The sequence below is a fragment of the Arthrobacter wenxiniae genome (assembly GCF_013376105.1).
GTDB lineage: Bacteria > Actinomycetota > Actinomycetes > Actinomycetales > Micrococcaceae > Specibacter > Specibacter wenxiniae.
Genome location: NZ_JAAMFM010000001.1, coordinates 125,921 through 138,099 on the forward strand (window position 1 = coordinate 125,921; position 12,179 = coordinate 138,099).

The following is a 12,179-nucleotide window of genomic DNA, read 5'->3' on the forward strand; positions in this document are numbered from 1 at the left end:
GTCTACGGGTTCAGCGCCGCGGCGATCCGGGCGTGGAGTTCCCGGAGCCCCTCGCGGGTGGCCGCGACTTCGACGATGCTGCGCCCGCGCACCGGCGGGGCCAGCGCGGCGGCGAGTTCCGCCGTCGTGCCCGCCGCCGTGTGGCGCCAGCCGTAGGCCGCGGCCAGGGCGCGCAGGTCCACGGCGTGCGGCGTGCCAAAGAAGCGTTCGACGGCGGCCGCGTAGTTGGGTGACTCGGCCAGCCTCCCGTGCTCCAGGACCGAGAAGATGCCGCCGCCGGCGTCGTTGAGGACGATGAGCTGGACGTCCGCCTCCTGTTCGCCGGTGCCCAGCAGCAGCGCGCCGGAATCATGCAGCAGGGTGAGGTCCCCCAGGAGCACGCGGGTGGGCGCGGCCGTGGCCAGGGCAATGCCGGTGGCCGTGGCGACCGTGCCGTCAATGCCGGCCAGTCCGCGGTTGGCGAACACCCGGGTCCCGTCTTCCGCACCGTCGCCGCCGGCTGGCGCGGGCCTGCCGGCCAGGTCCGCGTCACGCACCGTGTTGGACGAACCCAGGAGCAGGTTGGCGGGGCCCTGCGCCGCATCGTGCCGCGCGCGGTCCCACACCTGGCGGGCAACGGCCGGGCCGCTCAGCCTCCCGGGTTGGGCGGCCTCCGCCAGGACGGCATCCAGGCTGTCTTCGGCGGCCCCTGCCGCGTCCTGCCAGGCCTCGAGCCAGCCCGCCGGGCCCGTTCCGGCAAATCCCACCAGCTGGTCCCACTGGGTCAACACCAGTTCCGGGCGCCTGCCGGGCTCAAACCAGGCGACGGGGCGGGGCAGGTACAAGGCCCGCTCCAGCTCGGTGCGGGCCAGCAGCCGGGCCACGGGCCGCGACAGGGTGGGCCGGCCAAGGACCACCACGCGCTCGATCGGCTGCGCGGACGCCGGGCCGAACTGCTCCAGCAGCAGGCGGTACGGGCCCACGGCGTTGGGGCCGAACCTGGCGTTCGACGACGGCTCGGCCAGGAGCGGCAGGCCCAAGGTGCGGGCAAAGTGTTCGGCGGCGGGTCCGGCGTCGTGCCCGGCGAGGACCACGGTGCGGTGGCTCGTGGAGGGCAGGGCGATCTCCGGTGTTCGAGCCTGTCGAGATCCGGTGGTTTCGACCGGCTCAAGCAGCGGGGCGGGATGAACCACCGGCAGAAGCCGTTCCCACTCGGAACCGTCGAGCGCCGGCGTGAGGGGGTCGCGGAACGCGAGGTTGACCTGCGCCGGCCCGGCGGGGATGCCCTCAAGCCGTCCCCGGGCGCCGCTGAGGGCCGTGGCGATGGCGGCGGTGGGGTCGATCCCGGCGGCCACGTCGGTGGCGAACCGGACGTGGTCGCCAAAGAGGTCCAGCTGGATGGTGGTCTGGTTGGCGCCGGTGCCGCGCAATTCCGCGGGGCGGTCGGCGGACAGCACAAGCAGGGGCGTGCCGGCGTGGTTGGCCTCCATGACGGCCGGCATCAGGTTGCCCACGGCCGTCCCGGAGGTGGTCAGGACGGCTGCCGGGTGCCCCGATCCCTGCGCCAGGCCGAGGGCCGTGAAGCCTGCCACGCGTTCGTCGATCCGGACGTAGGCGGTCAGCCTGCCGTCGGCTTCGGCCTCCGCCAGCGCGTAGGCAAGTGGCGCGCTGCGAGAGCCCGGCGCCACCACCACATGCCGCACACCGGCACGCTCCAGCGCATCCACCACATACCGGGCGGTGTCCATCGAACTAAGTAAACCCACGCCACCATCTAACCACCCGGGCAGGGTCTCGATGCGCTCGCGGGGCGCGCTGCCCGACCGCCGGGGCAGGCAGGCAGGTCCAGCGTGCGAATTACAGCAGAGCGTGGCAGCGGCGGAGGCGGTCCAGCCACCAGTCGCGGCGTTCTGCCGGCGCGGCGAAGCGGTCCAGCAGTTCCGGGTCCGCGGCGACGTCGCGCACGGCGATGCCACCGGACACGGCCACCAGGCTGTTGGCGGTCACGTCGCCGGCCATCAGCGAGACCGTCCCCAGCCCGCAGGCGTAGGGGAGCTGCGGCAGCGCGGCGGCCAGCGCCAGGCCCGCCCGGATCCCCACCGAGGAATCCAGCGCTGAACTGACGACGGCGGGCAGCCCGGCCTCCGCCACGATCTCCAGCGCCTGCCGCACGCCGCCCAGCGGTGCCGCCTTGACCACCAGCAGGTCCGCCGCCCCGGCGCGGGCCACGGCCAGCGGGTCGGTGGCCTTGCGGACGCTTTCGTCCGCGGCAATCAGCACGGACCCGGCCAGGGCCCGGCGCACCGCGGCCATGTCGGCAACCGAGGCAACCGGCTGTTCGGCGTATTCGAGCCCAAACACGGAGAGCATGGCCAGCGCCCGGACGGCCTGGTCGGCGTCCCACCCCCCGTTGGCATCGACGCGGATCCGCGCGTCCGGCAGCAGGTGCCGCACGGCACCCACGCGGGCGGCATCGTCCCGCAGCGTCTGACCGGGCTCGGCCACCTTGACCTTCACAGTGTGAACGCCGTCGAACGCCGCGAGGACGGCCGGCACCTCGGCCGCGGACACGGCCGGCACCGTGGCATTGACCGGAATCCACTCCCGCACGCCCTCCGGGTACCCCAGCCAGCCGGCCTCGACTGCCGAGGCGAGCCACCGGGCCGACTCGACGTCGTCGTACTCCACAAACGGTGAGAACTCGGCCCAGCCCGCCGGGCCCTCCAGGAGCAGCACCTCCCGCTCCAGCACGCCCCGGAATTTCACGCGCATGGGCAGGGAGGCAACGCGGGCGGAGGCGAGGAGTTCGTCGAGGGCAACCATGGCCAACACTTTAGCGCCCCGGCCGGCGCCCCGGTTCCGGAGCGCGGCCAGCTTGCTTTCATGAATCTGTGGGAACCTAGTCAGGATGAGTACGAAAGCCCCCCGTTCCCGCCGCGGCAGCACGCTGCCCCGGGGCAGGCCCATCCCGGCCGCCCCGTTCCTGACCGGCGCCCTCGTCTCGGTGGCCGGAGTCGTCGCAACGTACCTGTTTTTCGTCAACAGCACCCTGGGACAGTTTCTGGACGAGTCCGCCCTGGTCCAGGCGAAGGTGGCCCAGCGTTTCATTGGTCTTCCGGCGGCCGGGGTCCTGGACCTGCTTCCGGCCACCTCCGTGGTGATCGCGTCCCTGGTGGTGCTTTTTGTCACGCTGGCCCGGCGCCGGTGGAAGGCCGCCGGCATCGCCCTGGTTGCCATGGCCGCCGCCAACCTCAGCACGCAGCTGATCAAGTTCGGCCTGCCGGACCGGCCGTTCGTGGGCGTGCAGACCTTGTCGCTGAACTCGCTCCCGTCCGGCCACAGCACGCTCGCGGCGAGTGCCGCCGCGGCGGTGTTCCTGGTGGCCTCCCCGCGCTGGCGCCCGGCCGCGGCGTTTGTGGGCGGCAGCTACGCCGTGGTCGCCGGGATCGCGACGTTGATCAACCAGTGGCACCGCCCGGCCGACGTGGTGGCCGCCTTCTTCGTGGTGTCCTTCTGGACCTGCGTTGCGGCCCTGCCCATCCTGCGGACCGGCCGGTCCTGGAACGTGTGGCTGGGCTCGGGGCGCCACTGGGCGTCGCGCCGCTGGTGGACGGGGCTGGCCGCGCTGGCCGCCGTCCTCGCCGCCGTCTCAACTGCGCTGGTCCTGCGGGCGGTTTCCTCCCACGCCCACGACAGCGTCATTAGTTTTTTCCTGGCCGGTGTGGGCCTGATTGTGGTGTCCGGCTACGGCCTGACCGTCCTGGGCACACTGCTGCTCACCCGGGAAGCACGACGCCGTTCCGTCCGTTAGGCCCCTGCCCCCGGCGCCGCCGTGGTCCAGGCGCCGCCGTGGTCCAGGGGCCGCCGTGGTCCAGGGGCCGCCATGGGCCAGGGGCCGCCGGTTCACAGTGCCGCTGCGAGCGGCTCCCAGAAGTAGCTGAAGTCTTCTTCCGGACCGGCCATGGCCCGCTGCGTGAACAGCACTCCGATGAAGTCTGCGGTCGGGTTGACGTAGGCCGTGGTGCCCGTACCGCCCGTCCAGCCGTAGCCGCCCGGTGTCGTCCAGGACCCGGCTCCGTCAGTGGTGACGCCGACCTGCCAGCCCCAGGAAATGCCCGGACCCACCATTTCCACCATGCCTTCGCGCTGCGCAACGGTGAGCTGGTCCGAGGTCATGTGCCGGCGCTGTTCAGCCGGCAGCAGCGAATCCTCCGCCAGGGCTGTCAGAAACGCCAGGTAATCCGGGACGGTGGACACGAGTCCGCCGGCCAGGGTTTCGAACACCGGCTCCCGCGAGAAAACGCCGTCCGGCGCGTCCAGGATCTCCAGTCCGTCCACACCCGGGCGGTAGGCGGTGGGCAGTTCGGCGGCGTCCCCCAAGAACCCGGTGTCATGCAGGCCGAGCGGCCCGGTGATGCGTTCGGCCAGGATTTGCCGCAGGGGGGCCTGGCCGGCGCGGGCCATGAGCACCGAGAGGAGGTCGCTGCCGGTGTGGTAGCTCCAGCGCTCGCCGGGCTGGTGCTCCAGTGGAAGTGCGCCGACCCGGTGCATGAATTCTTCGCTTGTCATGGACGGAGGAATGGGTCCGGGCGCTATCCCCGCGGCGGCAATGGCCCTCGCCAGCGGCGTGTCGCCGACGATGACGCCCAAGCCGTGGGTGAGGGTCATAAGGTGGCGGACGGTAATGTCGTGCCCGGCGGGAACAGTGCTTTCCAGCGGGGCATCCGGGCTGGTGAGCACGCGTGGGTAGGCCAGCTCGGGAAGCCAGACATCGGCCGGGTCGTCGGGCGCCAGCGTGCCGTCGGCAACCATGGACGCGGCGATCGCCCCGGCCACGGGCTTGCTCAGCGACGCGATCCGAAAGGGCGTGTCGACGCGCATCGGTTCGGCCCTTCCCAGCGTGCGGACGCCGGTGGCGAAGAACTCCGTGGTGCCGCCGTGCCTGATGCCGGCGACCATGCCGGGCGCCCAGCCCGACTCCACCTTGTCCCGCAAGGCCTGCCAAACGGGTTCGAATTGTGCGCTCATGATTCCATGATTCGCGGCCCGGCCGGTGCCGTCAACCGTTATTGGGGCGGCAGGCGGTCACGCGGTCCATCGGTGAATTCGGCCCGCCAAAAGCGCAGTTCCCTTTGCGCGCCCCGAGACGGGAACGCCGTGAAGGGCAGCTCCCCAGCCGGATGGCGCTCGCCGCGGCCAGGGCACTTCGGTTCGCGGCGCCGCGGCCTTGGCGACAAAGCCAGCGAATCTGCAAACTCACCCCGATGCCTGTCCTTGAGGTTCCCGATGGCGTGGGGTCTCCTTGGCCGTGAGCCATGCGACGGCAAACTGCAGGTCGAGGTTTCGATCCGCCGACACGCGTTGCCAGCGCCCCTGAGGCGGTCAAATCGCTGCACACCAGGCCCTGCCAGCCGTCCCGGCCGCTGCCGACGCTGCCTTTCAGCACAGGAATCCTGCGGCCCCCGGCACCGGCCAAATGTGCCGCGTCGATGGCCACCCGGTGCGGACTGCCGGCAAGGTCCAGCATGGAAGCGCTTGACTTCTCCTGAACTCCGGGCAGGGCGGGCTCATCGCCGGCTGCAGTCCCGGCACGCACTATTCGGCGATGTCCTCGGCCCACAGCTGGGGGTGTTCCTGCTGAAACTGGCGCATCATGTCCACGCAGCGCCCGTCGTCGAGGACCTCCACGACCACTCCGCGGGAGCGCAGCAGCTCAAACTCGCCCGCAAATGTTTGCGCCTCGCCCACCACCACGTGGGGGATCTTGAACTGGATGATGGTCCCCGTGCACATGGCACACGGCGCGAGCGTGGTGTAGAGGACCGTGTCGCGGTAGCTGCGCTGGCGGCCGGCCGCACGCAGCGCGGACATTTCCCCGTGGGCGATGGGGTCCCCGTGCTGGACCCGTTCGTTATGTCCGACGGCGATCACCTCGCCACCGCGCGCCAATGCCGCGCCGATGGGAATGCCGCCCTGGGACAGGCTCTCACGCGCCGCCTGGTACGCGGCTTCAAAGGCAGGATCGGTCATCGGGTTGTCCTTTGCAGATGCTCCATGGCGCCCCGTCGGGTGCCGTCAGGGTCGGGTTCCTTCAGGCTACCCGCCTACCGCGCAACGGGCTTGTTGCGCGGCACCCAATAACCCAGGACGGCGGCCGCGGCCAGTCCCAGCAGGCCGGTGGCGGCAATCCCGAAGGACAGCGTCACGGCGGCGGTAAGCCCGGAGAGGATGGCGGGCCCGCTGGAACCGCCGGCGTCCGAGAGGAAGCGCCAGATGCCCAGGAACTGGGCGCGTCCGTGCCGCGGCGAGTAGTCCGCGCCCATGGTCATGATCAGCCCGGAGCCGATCCCGTTGCCAAAACCGATCAGCAGCGCCACCAGCAGCAGGGAAGCGGCCCCCGTGGTCAGGGGCATGAGCAGCAGCGCAACGCCCATCAGCACCATGGACGGCACCGCCACCCAGATGCGGCCCTTGTGGTCCATGACCTTGCCCGCCGGGTAAAACACCAGCATGTCGATGGCCCCGGACAGCCCGTAGATGACGGACGTCACGGCGGGGTTCAGGCCCAGGTTGTCCGCCCACAGCGGCACCACCACCTGGCGGGAGGAGCGCACCGCACTGACGAGCAACACGCCAAAGCCCACCGTCAGAAACACCTTCCGGTGGGCGGCGATGAGCGAGCGTACCGTGGGGAGGGGGCCGCCCGGCGTCGGGCCCTGGCCGCTGACAAGGTCCGGCAGGCCCCAAGCCACCGCCCCCGCCCCCGCGACGGAGACGGCCGCCACCCAATACGCGCCGGTCAGGCCCACCAGGTGGATGACGAGCGCGCCAATGAACGGCCCGGCAAAGAGGCCGATCCGCCCCACCCCGCCCAGCGTTGACATGGCCCGGGCCCGCAGGATCGGCGGCACGGCCTCGGTCAGGTAGCTTTGCCGGGCCAGGTTGAACACGGCGGCGGCGGCCCCGATCAGGAACACGCCCAGCCCAAAGAGCACGAGGCTGCCGGAGAACACACACAGCAGCATGGCCAGCAGGCTCAGCATGGCGGCGCCGACCATGCCAATCCGTTCCCCAAATTTCGCCGTGATTACCGACGCCGGAATGTTGCTGACCAGCGAGCCGACGCCGATCAGCGAGACCACCAGGGCCGCGCCGGCCAGGGAGGCACCCATGTCGCGGGCGCTCAGGGGAATGATGGGCAGGATGGCGCCCTCGCCCACGCCAAACAACAGGGACGGTCCGAACGCCGGAACCGCGATGGACCACAGGCTGAAGTCGCCGGGATTTGCTGTTTTGCTCACTGCTTCCACTCTAGACCCGGCGGCCACTCCGGACGCGGCGGCCAAACCCCTGGCGGCCGAATCCCGTCGGGGCGTTCGCGGAGGGAGGGGTCAACCCGCACCGGCGGTGTATCTTGTCGGGGCGTTCGCGGGTTGGCCCCTGTGTCACGGGTTCGCGCGGGACTCGAAGGCCCCGCCCTCCACTGCGCCCTCCATGGTGTCCGCCATCCGCGCGGCAAATTCCGCCGTCACAGGGTTCCCATGCCCGGGAACCATGACCGGGTACCCGCCGCCCATGCCGGCCAGCGTCCTCAGCACACGGACCCAGCCGCCTCGGTCCGCGTCCTCAAACTGCGGATCGGCGCCTTCCTCCAGCACGTCGCCGGCAAACAACACGCCGGGCGCACCCACCATGAGGTCGCCGTCGGTGTGCGCCGGACCGAGGCAGAACAGTATGGCGGACACGCCGCCAAGGTCCAGTTCCACGGGGTCCGCGCCCACCGTCCGGGTGGGCAGCACCAACTCCGTGCATGGCCCCTCCCCCGCCGCCATTTCAGGTTCGACGCCGGACACGGCCGCCCGCTGCGACTCCCCCGTCCCGGCCATGTGCCGCCGGGCGGCGGCGTGCGCCCAAAAGTCGGAGACGCCGTCGTGCCTGAAAACGGCGTTCCCGAAGAAGTGGTCCCAGTGGGCGTGCGTGTTCGCCACCACCAGCGGCAGGGGCGTCACACTGCGCACCGCCGCCAGGACTTCCGCGGCGTGCCTCGGCCCGCAACCGGTGTCGACAACCAGGGCCCGCTCGGAGCCGACGATCAGCCCTATGTTGACCAGCGCCCTGGCGTAACTGCTGCGCATCACCTGGCTGGGGCCGCCAAGACGCCGCCATGAGGCTCCTTGGGCCATGGATACCCCCTGTTGTTGCCTGCGACCTTGAACTACAGCATGGCGTGCCCGGCCGGGACACACAAGGGACAGGAAGGCGGGCCTCATTTGCGGGCCCGGCCCTCACGGTGCCACTATATGCGTATGAACGCAGATAAGAAGACGTGCGGGCGTTCCCCGGACGGAGAATTTGTAGAGCTGGCTGTTGAAGTCTTTTCCATGCTCGCCGATGCCACGCGCGTGCGCATCATCCTGGCCCTGCGCGACGGCGAGCTGTCCGTCAGCAACCTGGCAAACCTCGTGGACAAGTCGCCGGCCGCCGTCTCCCAGCACCTGGCGAAGTTGCGCTTGGCACGCATGGTGGCGACCCGTCAGGACGGCCAGCGGGTCTACTACCGGCTGGAAGATGAGCACGCCAGCCAGCTGGTGACCGACGCGATCTTCCAGGCAGAGCACTCCCTGGGCGGGATCCCCCGCCACCACCACGAACAGGGCGGCGACCAGGCATGAGCGCAGGACACCAGCACTCCCGCACGGCACGGCACGACCACGACCACGACCACGACCACGACCACGACCACGACCATGACGGACATTCCCACGAGCACCACGGCGGATTCAAGGGATGGCTGTTCGAACTTTTTGTCCCGCACACGCACGACTCTGCGGACTCGATAGACGACGCCCTTGAATCCAGCGTCCAGGGCGTCCGGGCGTTGAAGATCAGCCTCTTTGTGTTGCTGGCCACCACAGTCCTGCAATTCGTCGTGGTGCTCATCAGCGGATCGGTGGCGCTGCTGGCCGACAGCATCCACAACTTCTCCGACGCCCTCACCGCCGTCCCCCTGTGGATCGCGTTCATCCTGGGCCGCCGGTCAGCGAACCGGCGCTATACCTACGGATACGGGCGGGCCGAAGACCTGGCCGGGCTGTTCATCGTCGCGGTCGTGGCACTCTCCGCGGTCGTCGCCGCCTGGCAGTCGATAGACCGGCTGGTCCACCCGCAGCCGCTGCACAATCTGTGGTGGGTGATCGCGGCCGGACTGATCGGCTTCGCCGGCAACGAGGCCGTGGCCGTCTACCGAATCCGGGTGGGCCGGCAAATCGGCTCCGCCGCGCTGGTGGCCGACGGCGTGCACGCCCGGATCGACGGTTTCACCTCCCTTGCCGTCGTCCTGGGCGCAGGCGGGGTGATGGTCGGCTTCCCGCTGGCAGACCCGATCGTGGGCCTGTTGATCTCCGCAGCCATCATCGTCCTGCTGTGGGGAACGATCCGCAGCATTGGGCGCCGGCTCATGGACGGGATCGAGCCCGAACTCGCGGACAGGGCCCTGACGGCGCTCCGCGGGACGCCCGGCGTGGTCGGGGTGGAGCGTCTCCAGCTGCGCTGGGTGGGCCACCGGCTCCAGGGCACGGCGACTGTCACCGCCGAGGATGCGCCGCTGTCAGCCGTGGAGCAGACGCTGGCCGACGCTAAGCACCGTTTGGGGCAGGCACTGCCGAAGCTGGACGACATGGTCATCCAGGCGACGGCGGCGCACCCTTAAAGGTCGGCGCACCCTTAAAGGTCGGCGCACCCTTAAAGGTCGGCCAGGGCAGCTGCGGGATTTTCCATGGCGTCGGCAATGAACCGGAGGAAGCCGGCGGCCACCGCGCCGTCGCAGGCGCGGTGGTCGAAGGCCAGCGTCAGCTCCGTCATCTTCCGCACGCACAGTTCCCCGTCGACCACCCAAGGCTTGTCAACGATGCGCCCCAGCCCCAGCATGGCGGCCTCCGGGTGGTTGATGATCGCGGCCGAGCCGTCCACGCCGAACACGCCGTAGTTGTTGACGGTGAACGTGCCGCCGCTGAGCTCGGCCGGCCCGGCCTTGCCGTCGCGGGCGGTCTTCGCCAGGTCCCGGATGGCCGTGTCAAGCGCCCGCGCGCTGCGGCCCTGGGCGTTGCGGAGCACGGGAACCACGAGTCCGCGGTCGGTTTGCGCGGCGAAGCCCAGGTTGATCCCGTCAAATTCAACGACGGTGTCCGCGCCTTCCGCGCTGACCAGCTGCGTGTTCAGCTGCGGGAACCGGGCCAGCCCGGCCGTGACAAAGCGGGCCACGAAGGCCAGGATGCCTGGCGCCGTGCCGTCCTTGGCCTTCATCCCCGCCCGCAGTTCCACCAGCGCCGTGGCGTCGACGTCGACCCACACGGTGGCTTCGGGAATTTCCCGCCGGCTCCTGGACAGGGCAATGGCCGCGGCCTTCTTCACACCCGTCAGCGGCGTCCGCGCGAGCACGCGCAGCCCGGTCCGGGGATCGACGGCGGCGGAGCCGGGGCCTGCCGGGGCCGGCACCGGGGCAAGAGCAGGGGCGACAGCCGGGGTCACGGCCTGCGCCATGGCCGCTTCAACGTCGCGGCGCAGGATCAACCCGTCCGCACCCGAGCCGGGGATGTCCGCCAGGGCAAGCCCGGAGTCGTGGGCCATCTTGCGCACCAGCGGCGACACCACCAGGTGCACCCGGCGCTGCGGCGCGGCCCCAGCAGCAACTTCGGCCGGCTCCTGGCGCAAGTGGCTGCGGCGCGACGGACGCGTCCGGCCCGGGCCGCCGTGTCCGGGCGTGCCGTAGCCGATGAGAACATTGCCCGAGCCGGAAGCGGCGCCCACGCCGGAGGAAGGCGCGGCCGCGACGTCCGGAGACGGTGCCTGCGCCGCGGCAGCCGGGACCGCCGCGCCGGGCGCTGAAACCGAGATCAGGGGCTTGCCGACCTCCAGGGTGTCGCCCTCGGCGCCGTGCAGCGTGGCGACGGTTCCCTCAAACGGGGAGGGCACCTCCACCACGGACTTTGCGGTTTCAACTTCCGCGATGGGCTGGTCGACGTGGACGGTGTCACCCTCGGCAACCAGCCAGGTGACGAGTTCGGCCTCAACGAGCCCTTCGCCGAGGTCCGGCAGCATGAAGACCTGCAGGCTCATGATTCCTCCCACTGGAGCGAGTCGACGGCGTCCAGGATCCGGTCCACGCCGGGCAGGTAATGCTTTTCCAGCCGTGGCGCCGGGAACGGGATGTCGAAGCCGGTCACCCGCAGCACGGGCGCGGCGAGCGAGTGGAAACAGCGCTCCTGGATGCGGGCGGCAATCTCGGAGGCCATGGAGGCGAAGCCCGGGGCCTCGGCAATGACCACGGCCCGCCCGGTGGAGCGGACGGCGGCACTGATGGTCTCGTCGTCGTACGGGACAAGGGAACGGACGTCGATGACCTGGAGGGAACGGCCTTCGGCGGCTGCGGTCTCGGCGGCGGCGAGCGCGGCGGCCATGGACGGGCCGTAGGCGATCAGCGTGGCGTCGGTGCCCTCGCGGGCAATCGCGGCGCGGCCGATGGTGCCGGGGATGGCGCTTCCGGCGGCGTAGCGGGCGCGCAGGGCGTCCAGGTCCACGGTGTCCTTGGAGAAGTACAGCTTCTTGGGTTCCAGAAACACCACGGGGTCCGGGGAGGCGATGGCGTCGCGGAGCATGATGTAGGCGTCGGTGACCGTCGACGGCGTCAACACCGTCAGGCCCGGCGTGTGCACGTAGTAGGCCTCGGAGGAATCGCAGTGGTGCTCCACCCCGCCGATCCCGCCGGCATACGGGATGCGGATGACCAGAGGCAGGCGGACGCGGCCCTTGGTGCGGTTGCCCATCTTGGCCACATGGCTGGTGATCTGCTCGAACGCGGGGTAGGCGAAGGCGTCGAACTGCATCTCGACGACGGGCCTCATGCCGTTGACGGCCATGCCCGTGGCCATGCCGATGATGCCGGACTCCGCCAGCGGGGTGTCGAAGCAGCGGTCCTCCCCGAAGCGCCGAGTCAAGCCGTCAGTCACGCGGAACACGCCGCCCAGGGTGCCCACGTCCTCGCCGAAGACCAGCACGGAGGCGTCCGCCGCCATGGAATCGGCCATGGCCAGCGTCAGTGCCTTGGCAAAGGTGATGGTCTGGACGCCGGACAATTCGGGGCCGGGGCCGGGGCGGGCGGCGGGGCGGGCCGTGCCGGCATTGGACTGGGGCTGGTGCGCCAT

11 protein-coding genes are annotated in these 12,179 nt (G+C 70.7%); 3 read left to right on the forward strand and 8 right to left on the reverse strand.

The window, feature by feature from the left end; translation table 11 throughout:
- Positions 1–2 precede the first annotated feature (2 nt).
- Together menD and G6034_RS00635 are read right to left on the reverse strand one after the other, a co-directional pair.
- Complete coding sequence (menD, locus tag G6034_RS00630) at positions 3–1,727, reverse strand: 2-succinyl-5-enolpyruvyl-6-hydroxy-3-cyclohexene-1-carboxylic-acid synthase (protein ID WP_176633369.1); 1,725 nt, start codon at positions 1,725–1,727, stop codon at positions 3–5.
- Between the two features lie 109 nt (positions 1,728–1,836).
- Positions 1,837–2,802: an o-succinylbenzoate synthase gene (locus G6034_RS00635; RefSeq protein WP_176633163.1), complete on the reverse strand. Its 966-nt coding sequence runs from the start codon at positions 2,800–2,802 to the stop codon at positions 1,837–1,839.
- A gap of 85 nt (positions 2,803–2,887) precedes the next feature.
- On the opposite strand from G6034_RS00635, the gene G6034_RS00640 reads away from it, so the two are divergent.
- A complete protein-coding gene (locus G6034_RS00640; protein ID WP_176633164.1) occupies positions 2,888–3,790 on the forward strand; it encodes a phosphatase PAP2 family protein in 903 nt (300 codons plus the stop codon).
- A gap of 92 nt (positions 3,791–3,882) precedes the next feature.
- On the opposite strand, the gene G6034_RS00645 is transcribed toward G6034_RS00640, so the two are convergent.
- The 4 genes from G6034_RS00645 to G6034_RS00660 all read right to left on the reverse strand — a co-directional run bounded on the left by G6034_RS00645 (position 3,883) and on the right by G6034_RS00660 (position 8,162).
- Positions 3,883–5,007, reverse strand: a complete 1,125-nt coding sequence (locus G6034_RS00645) for a serine hydrolase domain-containing protein (protein ID WP_176633165.1) — start codon at positions 5,005–5,007, stop codon at positions 3,883–3,885.
- A gap of 567 nt (positions 5,008–5,574) precedes the next feature.
- Positions 5,575–6,009: a nucleoside deaminase gene (locus G6034_RS00650; protein WP_176633166.1), complete on the reverse strand. Its 435-nt coding sequence runs from the start codon at positions 6,007–6,009 to the stop codon at positions 5,575–5,577.
- Positions 6,010–6,083: 74 nt separating this feature from the next.
- Positions 6,084–7,280: an MFS transporter gene (locus tag G6034_RS00655; RefSeq protein ID WP_176633167.1), complete on the reverse strand. Its 1,197-nt coding sequence runs from the start codon at positions 7,278–7,280 to the stop codon at positions 6,084–6,086.
- Between the two features lie 144 nt (positions 7,281–7,424).
- A complete protein-coding gene (locus tag G6034_RS00660) occupies positions 7,425–8,162 on the reverse strand; it encodes an MBL fold metallo-hydrolase (RefSeq protein ID WP_176633168.1) in 738 nt (245 codons plus the stop codon).
- 123 nt (positions 8,163–8,285) lie between these two features.
- Here G6034_RS00660 and G6034_RS00665 point away from each other — a divergent pair, with 123 nt between their 5' ends.
- Positions 8,286–8,651 carry an ArsR/SmtB family transcription factor gene (locus G6034_RS00665; protein ID WP_176633169.1) on the forward strand — a complete coding sequence of 122 codons (366 nt, stop codon included), beginning with the start codon at positions 8,286–8,288 and terminating at the stop codon, positions 8,649–8,651.
- On the forward strand, positions 8,648–9,688 hold the full coding sequence (locus G6034_RS00670) for a cation diffusion facilitator family transporter (RefSeq protein WP_176633170.1): 1,041 nt from the start codon (positions 8,648–8,650) through the stop codon (positions 9,686–9,688). The genes G6034_RS00665 and G6034_RS00670 overlap by 4 nt, the downstream gene beginning before the upstream one ends.
- A 32-nt stretch (positions 9,689–9,720) precedes the next feature.
- On the opposite strand, the gene G6034_RS00675 is transcribed toward G6034_RS00670, so the two are convergent.
- Positions 9,721–11,094, reverse strand: coding sequence for a dihydrolipoamide acetyltransferase family protein (locus G6034_RS00675; protein ID WP_176633171.1), 1,374 nt, complete (start codon positions 11,092–11,094; stop codon positions 9,721–9,723).
- Positions 11,091–12,179 (reverse strand): alpha-ketoacid dehydrogenase subunit beta, encoded by a 1,089-nt coding sequence (locus G6034_RS00680; protein ID WP_176633370.1) that lies wholly within the window; start codon positions 12,177–12,179, stop codon positions 11,091–11,093. Before G6034_RS00680 ends, G6034_RS00675 begins: the two co-directional genes overlap by 4 nt.